Source organism: Winslowiella toletana (genome assembly GCF_032164335.1).
GTDB classification, from domain to species: Bacteria; Pseudomonadota; Gammaproteobacteria; order Enterobacterales; family Enterobacteriaceae; genus Erwinia; species Erwinia toletana_A.
Window position 1 is genome coordinate 1258490 of sequence record NZ_CP134152.1, and the last position, 15594, is coordinate 1274083.

Here is a 15594-nt window from a genome sequence, read left to right on the forward strand (position 1 = left end):
GTTATGATTCACGGCCTGAATTCTTCCAAAGTTATTAATCATGAAATTTCCCGGCAAACGTAAATCCAAACACTACTTCCCCGTTAGCGCACGCGATCCGTTACTGCAACCTCAACTCCAGCCAGAAAATGAAAACGGCAGCAGCTGGGTAGTGGGTATCGATCAGACGCTGGTGGATATCGAAGCCAAAGTGGATGATGCTTTTGTCGCGCGTTATGGTCTCAGCGCCGGTCACTCGCTGGTGATTGACGATGACGTTGCTGAAGCGCTGTACAGCGAGCTGATGCGCGAGCAGTTAATCAGCCATCAGTTTGCCGGTGGCACCATCGGTAACACCCTGCATAACTACTCGGTGCTGGCGGATGACCGCTCGGTGCTGCTGGGTGTGATGTGCAGCAACGTGCAGATTGGTGGCTATGCCTATCGCTACCTGTGTAACACCTCCAGCCGTACCGATCTCAACTACCTGCAAGGCGTCGATGGTGCGATTGGCCGCTGCTTTACCCTGATTGGCGATAACGGTGAGCGGACCTTTGCCATCAGCCCGGGGATGATGAATCAGCTGCGCGAGGAGAATATTCCGGAACAGGTGATCGCCGGTGCTTCTGCGCTGGTGCTGACTTCTTACCTGGTGCGCTGCAAGCCGGGTGAGCCGATGCCGGCTGCCACCATGAAAGCGATTGAATATGCGAAAAAGCATAATGTGCCGGTGGTTCTGACGCTCGGCACCAAATATGTGATTGCCGATAACCCACAGTTCTGGCGCGACTTCCTGCGCGACCACGTATCTATTGTGGCGATGAATGAAGATGAAGCGCAGGAGCTGACCGGCCTCAGCGATCCGCTACTGGCGTCAGATAAGGCACTGGACTGGGTTGACCTGGTATTATGTACCGCCGGGCCAAACGGGCTGTATATGGCAGGTTTTACCGAGGATGAAGGCAAACGCAAGACCAATCATCCGCTGCTGCCGGGGGCAATTGCCGAGTTTAACCAGTATGAATTCAGCCGTGCGATGCGCCATCAGGATTGTCAGCAGCCGCTGCGCATTTTCTCGCATATCGCTCCCTATATGGGCGGCCCTGAGAAGATAATGAATACCAACGGGGCAGGGGATGGAGCGCTGGCGGCGTTACTGCACGATATTACCGCCAACAACTATCACCGGACCAATGTGCCGAATTCCAGCAAGCATGCACGCAGTTATCTGACCTACTCCTCGCTGGCACAAGTATGTAAGTACGCTAATCGCGTCAGCTATCAGGTGTTAAATCAGCACTCACCACGCCTGACGCGGGGATTGCCGGAACGTGAAGACAGCCTGGAAGAGTCTTACTGGGAAAGGTAACTACCGGTTAATTCAGTGAATGGGCGGCTAAATGCCGCCCATATTGCTTTATAGCGATTAAATTGGGCACTGCTGGGGTTGCGGCTCGGTTTCCAGGTCCAGCTTAAGCATATTCAACATGCTGTTAGCGATTTCACGCTCGCCCATCACCACGCGATCGGCTCCGCGCTCCATGATGTATTCCACTTCATCGTCGTAATGCGCACGGGCAATAATCTCGATATTAGGGCGCTTTTCGCGAGCGGCGGTGACGATCTCTCCGGCTTCATAACCATTTGGAATTGTCAGTAACAACCAGCGGGCACAATCCAGCCGCGCCAGTTCCATGGTGTCGGCGCGCGCCGCATTGCCCAGCACCGCTTTGATTCCCTGTTCACGCAACGCCTCGACGCGTGGCCGGGAGTTTTCAACCACCACAATCGGTACGCCAGCTTCAATCAGGCGCGAGCCAAGCAGGCTGCCGACGCGCCCGTAGCCGACCACCAGCGCGTGATTACACAGGTCGACCGGAATCTGTTTCTCATCTTCGATGGCTTCTTCCATTGTCTGTTCATCGATGGTTTCTGTTTTTTCCAGAAAACGCTCCAGCAGGGTAAACAGAATCGGGTTGAGCATAATCGACAGAATCGCCGCTGCCAGCACCAGATTACGCCCCTCTGCTGAGAGAAGATTGAGAGAAATACCCAGTCCAGCCAGAATAAAGGCGAACTCGCCGATTTGTGCCAGACTTGCCGAAATGGTCAGCGCGGTACGACGCGAGTGTCCAAACAGTGTCACCAGGAAATAGGCAACGATGGATTTGCCGAGCACGATAATGGCCAGCGCACCAAGAACCGCCAGCGGCTCCTGTACCAGAATCATCGGGTCAAACAGCATACCAACCGAGACGAAGAACAGCACCGCAAACGCATCGCGCAGCGGCAGCGTATCGTGGGCAGCACGGTGGCTCAGCTCTGACTCATTCAGCACCATACCGGCAAAGAAGGCGCCCAACGCGAAGGAGACATCAAAGAATTCAACGGCGCCAAAGGCAATACCCAGCGCCAATGCTAATACTGCGAGAGTGAACAGCTCACGTGAACCGGTAGCGGCGCTTTTTGCCAGAATCCATGGTACTACGCGGCGGCCAACCACCATCATCAGCACCATAAATGCCACCACTTTACCGATGGTCAGCACCAGATCCCACGCCAGCATTGAGATACTGGCATTGCCTTGCTCCAGCATACCGGCAATAGCAGGCAGCAGAACCAGGGTTAATACCATGACCAGGTCTTCAACAATCAGCCAGCCAATGGCAATTTGACCGCGCTGGCTGTCAATTAACTGACGTTCTTCCAGCGCGCGCAGTAACACCACGGTACTGGCGGTGGAGAGACAGAGGCCAAACACCAGGCCGGTCATCAGCGACCAGCCCATACTCCACGACAGCGCCATACCCAACAGAGTGGCGACCGCAATCTGCGCAATAGCGCCGGGAATGGCGATGGATTTGACGGACATTAAATCTTTAAGCGAGAAGTGCAGACCAACACCAAACATCAGCAGAATAACGCCGAGTTCAGCCAGCTCCGGGGCGAGGTTGGTGTCAGCGACGAAGCCTGGCGTAAAAGGGCCAGCCAGTACCCCTGCTAACAAATACCCGACTAACGGCGAGATGCGCAGGCGGTTGGCCAGCATGCCAAGGAGGAAGGCAAGAACCAGGCCTCCGACAATTGTCGTGATAAGCGGTGTGGTGTGATGCATGCCTGTCTCCTTGTGTCTCCCGGAATAACTGAAGCTGTAACGGCATCAGGCGCGGATGGGCGGCGAATACCAACCCTGCATCGCGGTGGGTAATCTGACCGCCTTGCTGCATATTCAGTCACTACGGGTGTATGCAAATGTGTCCGGTTGTAAGCATTAAGTTTATTGCATATTTCAGACGCGCGCTTGTCAATAATGGTGATAATTGCAAAAAATATGAAAAATCAGTGAAAACCCGTCAATGAGTGAGATTTCTGCCACTCATCATAATTCAGACTATATATTATCACGCTGAGGTGCGACGCAATTCACAGATATCCATAGCACTGGCAGGCTATTTTCGCCGATTATCCGGCAGGAAAGCCGTCAGAATGCCAATAAGTGGCAGATAAGCACAGATTTGGTAGACCAACTCAATGCTGGTGCGATCGGCAACCAGACCTAACACTGCGGCACCCAGCCCGCCCATCCCAAAAGCAAAGCCAAAGAACAGGCCGGAAACCATGCCGATGCGTCCCGGCATCAGCTCCTGCGCGTACACCAGAATGGCGGAAAAGGCCGAGGCGAGAATCAGACCAATAATCACGCTCAGGATGCCGGTCCACGCCAGCGAAGCGTGGGGCAACAGCAGGGTAAAGGGTGCAACGCCGAGGATTGAACCCCAGATAACGTATTTACGGCCAATCTTATCGCCCAGCGGCCCGCCAATTACCGTACCGGCGGCTACCGCAAACAGAAAGGCGAACAGGTGGAACTGTGCATCCTGTACTGACAGGCCAAATTTATGGATCAGATAAAAGGTGTAATAACTGCTGATACTGGACAGATAAAAATATTTAGAGAAGATCAGCAGCAGCAGAATGCTGACCGCCAGCACCACTTTCTTACGCGGCAGCGGATTGATAATTACGCTGACCGGACGGCTTTTCGCCACCCGATTCTGATGCTGATACCAGCGGCTAATCTGCAACAGCACCACAATCGCCAGCAGCGCCGCCAGCGTAAACCAGGCAACGTTACCTTTACCGTAAGGGGCGATAATCAATGCAGCCAGCAGCGGCCCGAGTGAACTGCCGAGATTACCACCGACCTGAAACAGCGACTGTGCCAGACCGTGACGTCCGCCGGATGCCATACGCGCCACCCGGGAAGATTCCGGGTGAAACACCGACGAACCGGTGCCAACCAATGCGGCGGCCAGCAAGATTAATGGGAAGTTATGCGCCATTGCCAGCAATATCAGGCCGGAAAGGGTAAAACCCATACCAATCGGCAATGACCAGGGCTGAGGATGCTTATCGGTAAAATGACCAATCAGCGGCTGAAGCAGCGAGGCTGTGACCTGAAAAGTCAGAGTTATCAGCCCGATTTGCACAAAACTGAGTGAAAACTCACTGCGCAGCAGCGGATAAATCGCCAGAATCAGCGACTGAATCATATCATTTAATAAATGCGCCAGGCTGATGGCACCCAGCACGCCAAAAGCGGTGCGTGGGGATGCCGCCGGAGTTGCAGAAACCGTTTGATCGCTTGCCATAAATTAACCTGATTTCGTTAGAATTTTTTTGTGTCTCGCGGGATATTCAACCGGGTTACCCGACAGATTGCAATCACTGAAACCGTGATCGCTAACATATCTATAACAATCCTGACTGGGTGCGGTAATCAAATTGCGGGATAATAAGTCACCAGGAGTAAAAAATTGAAAGCATTGATGTTATCGCACGCGGCGACTTACACTGGCGCGATGACCAGATGGCGTTGCAGACAAGGAGATTGATTTTGCGTTTCACTACCAAAGCCTTACCGGGCATTTTATTGTTGTCATTAATGGCGACGCCATTGCTGGCGCAGGCGTGGGAAAAAGACCGCAGCTATAAGTTCACCGTACTGCACACCAACGATCACCACGGGCGTTTCTGGAATAACGATCGCGATGAGTATGGCCTCGCGGCACAGAAAACCCTGGTCGACAGTATTCGTTACGATGTGCAGGCGCACGGGGGGTCGGTACTGATCCTCTCCGGCGGAGATATTAATACCGGCGTGCCGGAGTCCGATTTACAGGACGCTGAACCTGATTTTCGCGGCATGAACCTGATTGGTTATGATGCGATGGCGATCGGTAATCATGAGTTTGATAATCCGCTGTCGGTATTGCGTCAGCAGCAAAAGTGGGCCAAGTTTCCGCTGCTGTCTGCCAATATTTATCAGAAAAGCAGCGGCGAGCGCCTGTTTCAGCCTTACGCGTTATTTAACCGTTCTGGACTGAAAATCGCGGTTATCGGCTTAACCACCGACGACACCGCCAAAATCGGCAATCCGGAATACTTCACCGATATGGAGTTCCGTAAGCCTGCTGCGGAAGCAAAAGCCGTGGTAGAGGCGCTGCGCGCCAGTGAAAAGCCGGATGTGATTATTGCGGCGACCCATATGGGCCATTACGACAATGGTCATCATGGTTCAAATGCCCCGGGTGATGTTGAAATGGCACGCGAGCTGCCGACAGGCTATCTCGATATGATCGTCGGCGGTCATTCGCAGGATCCGGTCTGTATGGCAAAAGACAATGTTAAACAGGCTGACTATGTGCCCGGCACGCCGTGCGTACCGGATCAGCAAAACGGCACCTGGATCGTGCAGGCTCATGAGTGGGGCAAATATGTTGGTCGGGCAGATTTCACTTTCCTCAACGGCAAGCTGACGATGGATCACTATCAGCTGATCCCGGTTAACCTGAAGCATAAAGTCAAAAACAGTGATGGCACTGAGACTTGGGTGAACTATACCCAGCCAATCGAAAAACATCCGGGGATGATGAAATTACTGACGCCTTTCCAGAAAAAAGGCGAGGCACAGCTTGGCGTGAAGATCGGTAGCGTGAATCAGCATCTGGAAGGCGATCGCAGCAAAGTACGCTTTGTTCAGACTAACCTGTCGCGGGTGATCCTTGCCGGACAGATCGATCGCACCAACGCGGATTTTGCCGTGATGAGCGGAGGTGGCGTGCGTGATTCCATCGAAAAGGGCGATATCACCTATAAAGATGTGCTGAAGGTGCAGCCGTTTGGCAATACCCTGACTTATGTCGATATGAAAGGTAGCGATGTCGAAAAGTATCTGGCGGTGGTCGCCAATATGCAGGTCGATTCCGGAGCCTATGCGCAATTTGCTAATGTCAGTCTGGTTGCCGACGGTAAAGGCGTCAGCGAGGTCAAAATCAAAGGTGAGCCGTTGCAGCAGGACAAAACTTACCGCATGGCGTTACTCAGCTTTAACGCGACCGGCGGTGACGGTTATCCGGTGGTCAGCAATCTGGCAAGTTACGTTAATACCGGTTTTGTTGATGCGGAAGTATTGAAACAGTATATCGAGCAACATTCACCGCTGGATGCGGAGAAATATGCACCGAAGGGCGAAATTGTTTATAAAACAGTAAACTGACGCGTTTTATTGCACGGGCGGCGATTTCGTCGCCCGTGACATGGCGTTGCGGTTCTCAGGCCTGACACTCGCGCTTCGCCATCACCTTCTGACGTAAGGTGTCATACGCCCAGTTATAGACCACGGTGTACGGCAGGAAGAACAGGAAAAAGCCCACTTCAACCAGAAACGCTTCCCACAAGGTGGCATTCAGCATCCATGCGGCGATCGGCAAGCCAATAGCGATAAAACCGCCTTCAAATCCCAGCGCATGCATAATACGAATACCCAGGCCGCGTTTCACCACGCCCGGTGGACACAAGCGATCAAAACCGGCGTTGTAAATCATATTCCACAGCATGGCCACGGTCGATAACATGATCGCCAAAGCACCCATCTGAAACAGCGGTTTATCCATAATCCAGGCAGCCAGTGGCGCAACGATTGCGATCGCCAGCACCTCAAAGCCTGCAGCATGTAAAAAACGTTCTTTCAGTGTTCTGGTACGCATATCCACTCCTTAATAAGTTCTGATGGCGATTATCATCGTTTTTATTGGTAATATAAAATGAGTATCCATCGATAAAAGCGATAGTTTGCCATGCGTTACTCTCCTGAATCACTCGAAGCATTTGTACAAACCGTTGAAAGCGGCTCTTTTTCGGCGGCGGCGCGCGCGTTACGTAAAAGTCAGTCAACCGTCAGCACCGCCGTGGCTAATTTAGAAACCGATCTCGGCTTTGCGCTATTTAACCGCGAGGCGCGCCAGCCGGTGCTGACTGAGGAAGGGCGACGGGCGCTGGCACAGGTGCAGGAAATTCTGGCGGCCAGTTCGCGTCTGGATGAGCTGGCGGTGCGGCTGGCTGGCAACGTTGAGCCGCGGCTCAGCCTGGCGATCTCCGACTTCTGGCAGGCGGATCACCATGAATCACTGCTGAAGCGTTTTGCGGCACGTTATCCGGCAATTGAGTTTGAATGCATGATTGCTGAAGATGTCGATGTTATCGATCAGCTACAGGTTGGCCGCGTTCATGTCGGCGTGGTGCGAGTGCAGCCTAAACTGCCGCTGGAAATTGCTTCCTCGCGCCTACAGGTTAAGGCACAGATGGCGATCTATATTCATCAGCAGCATCCACTGGCACAACAGCGCCTGGTGACGCAAAGTCAGCTCGACGGCGAACGTCAGTTGCGGCTGAATACCTGGGCACCGAGTTTGCACCCGCGCACTTCGGCAACGGCGGCGGTGTGGTATGCGCATTCCTATCTGTTTTTGCTGGAGATGGCGGAGCAGGGCTTTGGCTGGAGCATTCTGCCGCGCTGGCTGGTGGAGCAGTTTGGTCACCAGGTCTTGACCGAGCTGCCGGTAAACGGCTGGCCGCAGAGTATTGAGGTGGATGCGGTGTGGTCAAAACGCTCGCCGCCTGGTCCGGCCGGACGCTGGATGATCGACCAGCTTTGCGCCCAGCGGTAAAATTAATCTCGGCGCGCGATATCAGCCAGTCGGGCATTAAGCAGCGACACCAAATCGCTGGCGGCCAGCTCGATATCCAGCCCGCGCTTACCGCCGGAAATATAGATAGCTGGCCAGCCGGTCGCCAGGTGATCAACTACTGTTGGCAGTCGCTTCTTCTGGCCCAGCGGGCTAATGCCGCCAACCAGATAACCCGTTACGCGTTGCGCAATCTGTGGATCGGCCATTTCCACTTTTTTTGCGCCCAGCGCTTTAGCGACCTTTTTCAGATCCAGCTGGCTCGAAACCGGCGTTACCGCCACCGCGAGGTTTTTTGCATCGCCGTCCATCGCCACCAACAGGGTTTTATACACCTGTTCGGCATTCAGATTTAGCTTACGTACAGCCTCATCACCAAAGTGAGTGTCATCACTGTCATGTTGGTAGGGATGCAGAGTGAAGGCGACTTTCTGTTTTTCCAGTAGTTTAACCGCCGGGGTCATTTTTCGATCCTTTTTAGAAAAGTCTCATAGTCACTGATGAAGAAAAGTGCTGGCGAAATTCCAGGCTTTGAGCGACAATCGCCGTCCCATCAGCAAGTCAATTGTTGGTGGATAACCAAAATCATAAAAAAATTCCTCTTTGACGGGCCGATAGCAATATTGGCCTTTTTTTTATCTGCCTTTCAGCAAATCCGGCAAATTTCCCTCGCCATACAGATGCAGTGCCCCGACCGCCACCACGTATCGGCCCGCCGGTAAGCGGTGCAGCGCTTCGCACCAGCGCAGATTGCGCTGATTCATTAACACATCATTCAGTTCGCTACAGAAGGTGGTCGGCAGCGCCACCTGGTTCTGCGCCGGAGGCGTCTCCAGCCACCAGCTCACCATGGTCTGCAACAGGCGGGCATTGGTATGCCAGTGTTGCAGGGTATCGGTCAGCAGCGGCAGACCGTTGTCCGGCAGGGTTTTCAGCAGTTCCAGCTGCTCGTCCGGGCCTTCCAGCTCTGTCACTGTCAGCTGCTGCTGTTTTGCTGCCTGCAACAGTTGGTAATCAATACCATAATCCGGGCGCAGGCCCAGTTGCTGCGCCTGCTGTGCCTGCAACATCAGCGCCACCTGCCAGCCGGGCAGTGAGGCGATCATTTCGACATCAATTGACAGCTCTTCGCACAGCCGCTTCAGCGTTTGCATGTTTTCGGCTGAAAGGCGCTGCTCCAGCGGCGGATGCGATTCGCTGTGGGCGAAGGGCGAGACGCCGCCGGTAATATCCGCTTCGACAATCAGCGCATCCGCTTTACTCAGACGCTGCAACAGCGTGGCGGGCAGCGGCATCATATCGCGGGTGCCCATATGGATGCTGCCGACCAGATGCAGTTGCCGCTCACCAGGCAGCAAAATATCCAGCGCCGGGTACGCGTATTCCACCGGAGAAAGCTCTCTGAACAGTGAGGCCACTTTACGCAGCAATTTGCCCATTTTTCCGCCTTATGCAATCAAACAATTTATGCTAGCGGTTTAACTGTATGATGAACAGAGGAGATCTGTAAGCTCATGCTTTTGGTGGCTGATAACGCAGCAGGCGATTGGCGTTGCTGACCACGGTAATAGAGGATAGCGCCATCGCCGCACCAGCAACCACCGGACTCAGTAATGTACCGGTCAGCGGATACAGCACGCCCGCCGCAATCGGGATACCCAATGAGTTATAAATAAAGGCACCCAGCAGATTTTGCTTCATATTGCGTAATGTGGCTTTGGCAATCGCCAGCGCATCAGCCACGCTGTTTAGATCATGCCGCATCAGGGTAATGGAGGCGGTTTCAATCGCCACATCGCTGCCGCCGCCCATCGCTATACCGACATCCGCCTGCGCCAGCGCCGGGGCGTCATTAATACCATCGCCGATCATTGCCACCTGACGACCTTGCTGCTGCAAACGGATAATCGCCTGCGCTTTGCCATCCGGTAACACACCGGCAATCACCTCATCAATGCCCGCCTGGCGCGCAATGGCATGCGCCGTCGCCGGATTATCACCGGTCAGCATAATCAGTCGATAGCCAAGCTGATGCAGGCGTTTCAGCGCATCGGCGCTGGTGGCACGCAGCGGATCGCGAATGGCCATTACCGCGACCAGTTTGCCATCGGCTGCCAGCATCACCGGTGTAGCACCGCTTTCAGCCAGTGAAGCAATCGACTCATCCGCCTGATCGGTGGCGATTTGATGCTGTTGCATCATGGCATGATTGCCCACCAGCACTTTGATGCCGTCAATTATGCCGCTCACGCCCTGGCCAGGGATTGTACGAAATTGCTCAGTTGCAGGCAGCGACGTTGCACCGGCGCGTTCTGTGATGGCGCGCGCCAGTGGATGATTTGATCCCTGTTCCAGCGCCGCCGCCCAGCGCAGCGCCTGTGACTGTTCAGCCTGATTATAGGTGAGAATATCCGTGACTCGCGGCGCGCCTTCGGTCAGCGTACCGGTTTTATCAAATACCAGCGTATCGAGACTGCTGGCGCGTTGCAGCGCATCGGCATCGCGCACCAGCACGCCGAATTCGGCGGCGCGGCCAACGCCGGAAATAATCGACATCGGTGTTGCCAGCCCCAGCGCACAAGGACAGGCAATAATCAGTACGGTGGTGGCAATCACCAGGGTATAAACCAGCTGCGGCTGTGGGCCGACGAAATACCAGATTGCCGCGCTGATAATGGCGATGGCCACCACGGTTGGCACAAACACCGCAGAGATCCGATCGGCCAGTTTGCCAATTTCCGGCTTGCTGCTTTGCGCCTGACGCACCATCTGAATAATTCGTGCCAGGGTAGTATTTTTCCCGGTAGCCTGGGCAGTAAACAGTACGCTGCCATCCTGTAATAGCGTACCGGCATGTAACGTATCACCGACAGATTTTTGCTGTGGTACCGGCTCGCCGGTCAGCATGGCTTCATCCAGCCAGGCTTCACCTGAGTTGATCTCGCCATCAACCGGAACGCGATCGCCGGTGGTGAGCCGTAATGTCATGCCCGGCGTCACTTCACTCAGCGGCAGCACTTTTTCGCCATCGTCGGTCATCACTCGTGCCGAAGCGGGGGTAAGGTCGAGCAACCGTTCCAGTGCTTTTGAAGAGCGCTGACGTGCGCGTTGCTCCAGCGCATGGCCAAGATTAATCAGGCCAATAATCATTGCGCTGGCTTCGTAATAGAGGTGACGTGCGGCCATCGGGAAGAAATCAGGCCAGATATTCACGCTTATTGAGTAGAGCCAGGCGGCGGCGGTTCCCAGTGCCACCAGCGTATCCATGGTGGCGGTGCCTTTCAACAGGCTACGCCATGCGCTGCGGTAGAAATGGCCACCGGCAATCACCATGACCAGCAACGTCATTACGCCAGCCACCAGCCAGCCGCTGCGGTTGCTTTCGGTGAGCATCATATTGTCGCCGATCATCCCCCAAATCATTAGTGGGATGCCGAGCGTCAGCGCCAACGCCGATTGCCAGCTAAAGCGGCGCATCGCCTGACGCGCGTTATTTTGTTGTTTCTCGCGCCGCTCGGTTTCATCTTCAATCACTTCAGCAGCATAACCGGCTTTTTCAACCGCCTGCACCAGCGCCTGTGGCGAGGCCGAACCCAGCACCAGCGCGCTGCGTTCGGCAAGATTGACACGCGCCTGCGTGACGCCGGGAACCTGTTGTAAAGCACTCTGTACCCGATTGACACAGCTGGCACAGGTCATTCCGTCAATCAGCAATTGATAGCTGTCGACGGCAGTGGGTGCCGGAAGCTGTGGAGTGTCCGCTGTCAGCGCTTCCGGCTGGTGTTCTGAATCTGTCAGCGGATCAGGCTTTGGGTGGGCGGTATCCGCTTGCAGGGTAGCCTGATAACCCGCCTGTTCGATTGCCTCAATCAACTTGTAGCCGCAAGCGGTGCCGGTTACCCGCGCCTCATGAAGGGACACGTCAGCCTGTTCAACGTCATCACGTTGTTCCAGAACCTCTTTTACCCGTTTGACGCAGTGCTGGCAGGATAGCCCTTCCAGCGCCAGTGAAATAATCTGTGACATAGTTATCGCTCCTGATTTTCCCGATTGACGCCAGTGCCAGTCCGGATTGAATATAAGCTTAAACCTTCCATCAGGGGGAGGGTCAAGCCTCTATCCTGTCTCTGTTTAAGCAGGGTAGAACTTTAGTGCAAATGTTCCGCGTCTGTAACGCTAATCAGAATCATTTTGTTTAACTTTTAGTCAGGTTGGCTATGCCATTATAACGTGGTATTTAGCCGGTAAAAAAATTAACGCTATTTCCAGCAATGCGGAGTGTAACCGTAGTGACAAACTCCGGTACTGATTAATCGCCTTTGGGTAGGGGCAAACAAATATGAAATTCAAAAAAAGCATCTCCGCGGTGATGTTGCTGGCCGCGCTGACGATGAGCGGCTGCTCGTCATATAACGCTGTACAGCTTAACCGGGATAAAATAGGCAGTGACTACAGTTATTATAAAATGGATCCTCCGTTGTATGTCGGTGATAAAATTAAATATAAATTAAAAGATGGCAAAGAGGATGAATTAACCGTAGGGAAAGTTGAACCTAATACTATTGTTAGTGATACAGGTAAGGTTATTGCGATATCTGATATCGCCTCGCTGGAAAGAAAAGATTTTTCTAAAGGCAAGACGGCATCGCTGGTGGGCGGAGGCGTCGCCGCGACCACGGTGATTCTGATTGTTATGGTTTCAGCTGCAACTATTGCTGTGATTGGGGCAATTGCCGCAGCCTGATAATTAAATAAACAGACATTTCCTCTATTTGCCATCGGCATAAAATAAAAAGGCGTGCCGGATTATTCGGCACGCCTTTCAGTCGTTTTAATATTCAGAATTTACGATAACTTCTTCGCCGTATGAGCCAGCCTGTGGCAATGGCTGATAGCTGGAGTTTGATGCACGCAGCACGCGAATGCCGCGCGCACCCGCTTCCTGTGCGGCGGTGATATCATTATCAGAGTCACCATAAAATATTTTAATCTCTTTATCTTTCAGCCACTGCGTTTTGGTATTCTGACCTGCTTTATCACCGGCAAAAATAACCGGGTTAACACTGGCGTCAGGAATGCTGAAATCTTGCTGTAAGGTTTTGGTCACCGTTTCGCTTTGCGTCTGGCTACGGCCGGTTACAAAGTAAATGCTGTCACCACGCTTGAGATGCATGGCAATCAGGCTGCTGCCGACTTCTTTCGGCATGCTGAATTCATCCCAGCCATTATTCATTTTTTCCCAGAACTGTGGATTTTTTAAATAGCTCTGCCCGCCAGGAGAAAATTCTTTCTGACCGCGATAAAAACCGGGGCTGGAAAACAATACGGTATCATCAATATCAAAACCCACCGCCATCGGTGGACGCCCCTGCAGGCTATTTTCAATTTGCGCGACGGAAACCCAATGTATTGGTGCCTGCTGTGCAAGCTGCGCGACATTTACGCCTGAATAGAGCGGTTCCGGTACCGATTCTTTCGCCATCAGGTTCTGGCTGAGGCCAATAAGCAGGCAGGCGGCACTGAGGGCATAAGTGATTTTACGCATGTTCTTCCCTTTCCTCTGGTTATTTTATGCATCTGATTTTTTCCACCATAACCATCAGAGGCTGATTATTAAAGGGATTTATCATCGGAGTCATTGAAAATTGTGATGTCGAAAGTGCTGGAGGCTAACATTTTACCGCCATTAAAATTCGGGAGCGGGCGCAGTACCGCTGAAGTCAGCATCTGCTAAAATATGACCACCAGAGGTGAGGTGAGGGGGAACGATGAATATCAGTGACGTGGCGAAAAAGACCGGGCTGACCAGCAAAGCGATTCGCTTTTATGAAGAGAAAGGGCTGGTGACGCCGCCACTGCGCAGCGAGAATGGTTATCGCAGTTATACCAGTAAACATCTGGATGAACTGATGCTGCTGCGTCAGGCGCGGCAGGTGGGGTTTAATCTCGATGAGTGTCGGGAAATGGTGGCGCTATTCAACGATCCTGCACGCCACAGCGCGGATGTTAAAGCGCGCACCCTCGATAAAGTTGCCGAGATCGAGGCACATATCGATCAGCTCAGCCAGATGCGCCAGCGCCTGCTGGAACTGGCAGCGGCTTGCCCTGGCGATGACAGTGCTGACTGCCCGATTATCAACAACCTTGCGGGATGCTGTCACTCGGTAAAGTCGGTTTAAACCCGTGGGCTGATGCGTAAGGTAATGCCTTCAATTGCTACCACCACCACCTCGCAACCGGCAGGCAGGTCACTGTCCGCCTGTACCCGCCAGCTACTGTCGCCAGTCTGAATATGACCGATGCCGTTGACCAATGCCGTATGCAGCGTCAAATGCCGACCAATCATCTGATTACCCCGTTGATTCAGAGTATTGGGTTGTCGCTGTGTTTCACGCCGCTGCATCCAGCGATACCAAAGCCAGGCGGAAATCATGGTGATCACCGCAAACAGCACCCCCTGCCACGCCCACGGCAGCGGAACCAGCCAGCTCGCTAAACCAACCAGCACCGCAGAAATCCCGCTCCACAGCAGATATCCACTGGTACCGAGCATTTCCGCGACCAGCAGCAGCCCGCCGAGCGTCAGCCAGAACCAGTGGGGATGGGCAACCATTTCGGCCAGCATCAGCTGTTACTCCGATCCTGTTTAGTTTCCTTTAGCAGCTCGCTGATACCGGCAATCGAACCCATCAGGCTGGTGGCGTCGAGCGGCATCAGCACCACTTTGCTGTTATTGGCAGAACCGATTTTTTGCAGCGCATCGGTATATTTTTGTGCCACAAAGTAGTTAATCGCCTGCAAATCACCAGCAGCGATCGCCTCAGACACCATTTTGGTCGCACGCGCTTCCGCTTCGGCGGCACGTTCACGCGCTTCAGCTTGTAAAAATGCTGATTGACGTTCACCTTCGGCTTTTAGGATCTGTGACTGTTTATCGCCCTCTGCGCGCAGAATCGCCGCCTGCCTTACCCCTTCTGCTTCGAGGATATCAGCGCGTTTGGTACGCTCCGCTTTCATCTGCGCATTCATTGAGGCGATCAATTCCACCGGCGGGCGTACATCACGGATCTCAATACGCGTCACTTTAATGCCCCACGGATTGGTGGCTTCATCAACGATATGCAGCAGGCGGGTATTAATATTGTCACGCTGTGACAGCATCTCATCCAGCTCCATAGAACCCAGTACGGTACGAATATTGGTCATGGTGAGATTAAGAATCGACAGCTCAAGATTACTGACTTCATAGGCAGCGCGTGAGGCATCAACGACCTGAATAAAGCAGACGGCATCGATGGTCACATTGGCGTTGTCTTTGGAGATGATCTCCTGCGACGGGATATCCAGCACCTGTTCCATCATATTGATCTTACGACCAACACGATCCATAAACGGCACGATCAGGTTCAGCCCAGGCGAGAGGGTATTGGTATAACGACCGAAGCGCTCAACCGTCCACTGATAACCTTGTGGAACAATTTTTACGCCAGACCAGACGACGATCAGTGCCAGAATAATCAGCACCGGGATAACAGCCAGCATAGACAACCTCCAGATTGTTGATGAACGGGCCGACTCATTCCGACCC

General features: G+C 53.4%; 14 protein-coding genes. 5 read left to right on the forward strand and 9 right to left on the reverse strand.

Annotated elements, in window-relative coordinates:
- Nucleotides 1-40: 40 nt before the first annotated feature.
- The gene (locus RIN69_RS05845; RefSeq protein ID WP_313856189.1) at nt 41-1348 is read left to right on the forward strand and encodes an inosine/guanosine kinase; all 1308 of its coding nucleotides are present in this window, start codon (nt 41-43) and stop codon (nt 1346-1348) included.
- A gap of 57 nt (nt 1349-1405) precedes the next feature.
- Here RIN69_RS05845 and ybaL read toward each other — a convergent pair whose 3' ends face one another.
- Nucleotides 1406-3094: a YbaL family putative K(+) efflux transporter gene (ybaL, locus tag RIN69_RS05850; protein ID WP_313856190.1), complete on the reverse strand. Its 1689-nt coding sequence runs from the start codon at nt 3092-3094 to the stop codon at nt 1406-1408.
- Between the two features lie 334 nt (nt 3095-3428).
- The gene (locus tag RIN69_RS05855; protein ID WP_313856191.1) at nt 3429-4631 is read right to left on the reverse strand and encodes an MFS transporter; all 1203 of its coding nucleotides are present in this window, start codon (nt 4629-4631) and stop codon (nt 3429-3431) included.
- A gap of 293 nt (nt 4632-4924) precedes the next feature.
- Between RIN69_RS05855 and ushA the strand changes: the two genes are divergently transcribed.
- The gene (gene ushA / locus RIN69_RS05860) at nt 4925-6538 is read left to right on the forward strand and encodes a bifunctional UDP-sugar hydrolase/5'-nucleotidase UshA (protein ID WP_313857616.1); all 1614 of its coding nucleotides are present in this window, start codon (nt 4925-4927) and stop codon (nt 6536-6538) included.
- A 55-nt stretch (nt 6539-6593) separates the two neighbouring features.
- Here ushA and RIN69_RS05865 read toward each other — a convergent pair whose 3' ends face one another.
- Nucleotides 6594-7028, reverse strand: coding sequence for a multidrug/biocide efflux PACE transporter (locus RIN69_RS05865; RefSeq protein WP_313856192.1), 435 nt, complete (start codon nt 7026-7028; stop codon nt 6594-6596).
- Nucleotides 7029-7118: 90 nt separating this feature from the next.
- Between RIN69_RS05865 and RIN69_RS05870 the strand changes: the two genes are divergently transcribed.
- Nucleotides 7119-7988: a LysR family transcriptional regulator gene (locus tag RIN69_RS05870; RefSeq protein ID WP_313856193.1), complete on the forward strand. Its 870-nt coding sequence runs from the start codon at nt 7119-7121 to the stop codon at nt 7986-7988.
- A 2-nt stretch (nt 7989-7990) separates the two neighbouring features.
- On the opposite strand, the gene ybaK is transcribed toward RIN69_RS05870, so the two are convergent.
- The 3 genes from ybaK to copA all read right to left on the reverse strand — a co-directional run bounded on the left by ybaK (nt 7991) and on the right by copA (nt 12032).
- The gene (gene ybaK, locus RIN69_RS05875) at nt 7991-8470 is read right to left on the reverse strand and encodes a Cys-tRNA(Pro)/Cys-tRNA(Cys) deacylase YbaK (RefSeq protein ID WP_313856194.1); all 480 of its coding nucleotides are present in this window, start codon (nt 8468-8470) and stop codon (nt 7991-7993) included.
- 171 nt (nt 8471-8641) lie between these two features.
- Nucleotides 8642-9445 carry a TraB/GumN family protein gene (locus RIN69_RS05880; RefSeq protein WP_313856195.1) on the reverse strand — a complete coding sequence of 268 codons (804 nt, stop codon included), beginning with the start codon at nt 9443-9445 and terminating at the stop codon, nt 8642-8644.
- Nucleotides 9446-9518: 73 nt separating this feature from the next.
- Nucleotides 9519-12032 carry a copper-exporting P-type ATPase CopA gene (gene copA / locus RIN69_RS05885; RefSeq protein WP_313856196.1) on the reverse strand — a complete coding sequence of 838 codons (2514 nt, stop codon included), beginning with the start codon at nt 12030-12032 and terminating at the stop codon, nt 9519-9521.
- A gap of 313 nt (nt 12033-12345) precedes the next feature.
- Here copA and RIN69_RS05890 point away from each other — a divergent pair, with 313 nt between their 5' ends.
- Entirely contained in the window at nt 12346-12750 is a 405-nt protein-coding gene (locus RIN69_RS05890; protein WP_313856197.1) for a hypothetical protein, read from the forward strand.
- A gap of 87 nt (nt 12751-12837) precedes the next feature.
- On the opposite strand, the gene aphA is transcribed toward RIN69_RS05890, so the two are convergent.
- The gene (aphA, locus tag RIN69_RS05895; RefSeq protein WP_313856199.1) at nt 12838-13551 is read right to left on the reverse strand and encodes an acid phosphatase AphA; all 714 of its coding nucleotides are present in this window, start codon (nt 13549-13551) and stop codon (nt 12838-12840) included.
- A gap of 223 nt (nt 13552-13774) precedes the next feature.
- On the opposite strand from aphA, the gene cueR reads away from it, so the two are divergent.
- Nucleotides 13775-14185: a Cu(I)-responsive transcriptional regulator gene (gene cueR / locus RIN69_RS05900; RefSeq protein WP_313856201.1), complete on the forward strand. Its 411-nt coding sequence runs from the start codon at nt 13775-13777 to the stop codon at nt 14183-14185.
- Here the strand turns inward: cueR and RIN69_RS05905 are convergent.
- Both RIN69_RS05905 and RIN69_RS05910 read right to left on the reverse strand, forming a co-directional pair.
- The gene (locus tag RIN69_RS05905; protein ID WP_313856202.1) at nt 14182-14631 is read right to left on the reverse strand and encodes an NfeD family protein; all 450 of its coding nucleotides are present in this window, start codon (nt 14629-14631) and stop codon (nt 14182-14184) included. The genes cueR and RIN69_RS05905 overlap by 4 nt on opposite strands.
- A complete protein-coding gene (locus RIN69_RS05910; protein ID WP_313856203.1) occupies nt 14631-15548 on the reverse strand; it encodes an SPFH domain-containing protein in 918 nt (305 codons plus the stop codon). Before RIN69_RS05910 ends, RIN69_RS05905 begins: the two co-directional genes overlap by 1 nt.
- Between the last annotated feature and the right edge of the window lie 46 nt (nt 15549-15594).

Excerpts from the sequence above, each read along its gene's own strand:
- cueR (WP_313856201.1), top strand. The coding sequence starts at position 13,775 with ATGAATATCAGTGACGTGGCGAAAAAGACCGGGCTGACCAGCAAAGCG.
- RIN69_RS05910 (WP_313856203.1), bottom strand. The coding sequence starts at position 15,548 with ATGCTGGCTGTTATCCCGGTGCTGATTATTCTGGCACTGATCGTCGTC.
- RIN69_RS05870 (WP_313856193.1), top strand. The coding sequence starts at position 7,119 with ATGCGTTACTCTCCTGAATCACTCGAAGCATTTGTACAAACCGTTGAA.
- RIN69_RS05905 (WP_313856202.1), bottom strand. The coding sequence starts at position 14,631 with ATGCTGGCCGAAATGGTTGCCCATCCCCACTGGTTCTGGCTGACGCTC.
- ybaL (WP_313856190.1), bottom strand. The coding sequence starts at position 3,094 with ATGCATCACACCACACCGCTTATCACGACAATTGTCGGAGGCCTGGTT.
- RIN69_RS05845 (WP_313856189.1), top strand. The coding sequence starts at position 41 with ATGAAATTTCCCGGCAAACGTAAATCCAAACACTACTTCCCCGTTAGC.
- RIN69_RS05890 (WP_313856197.1), top strand. The coding sequence starts at position 12,346 with ATGAAATTCAAAAAAAGCATCTCCGCGGTGATGTTGCTGGCCGCGCTG.
- ushA (WP_313857616.1), top strand. The coding sequence starts at position 4,925 with ATGGCGACGCCATTGCTGGCGCAGGCGTGGGAAAAAGACCGCAGCTAT.
- RIN69_RS05855 (WP_313856191.1), bottom strand. The coding sequence starts at position 4,631 with ATGGCAAGCGATCAAACGGTTTCTGCAACTCCGGCGGCATCCCCACGC.
- copA (WP_313856196.1), bottom strand. The coding sequence starts at position 12,032 with ATGTCACAGATTATTTCACTGGCGCTGGAAGGGCTATCCTGCCAGCAC.
- RIN69_RS05880 (WP_313856195.1), bottom strand. The coding sequence starts at position 9,445 with ATGGGCAAATTGCTGCGTAAAGTGGCCTCACTGTTCAGAGAGCTTTCT.
- ybaK (WP_313856194.1), bottom strand. The coding sequence starts at position 8,470 with ATGACCCCGGCGGTTAAACTACTGGAAAAACAGAAAGTCGCCTTCACT.
- aphA (WP_313856199.1), bottom strand. The coding sequence starts at position 13,551 with ATGCGTAAAATCACTTATGCCCTCAGTGCCGCCTGCCTGCTTATTGGC.
- RIN69_RS05865 (WP_313856192.1), bottom strand. The coding sequence starts at position 7,028 with ATGCGTACCAGAACACTGAAAGAACGTTTTTTACATGCTGCAGGCTTT.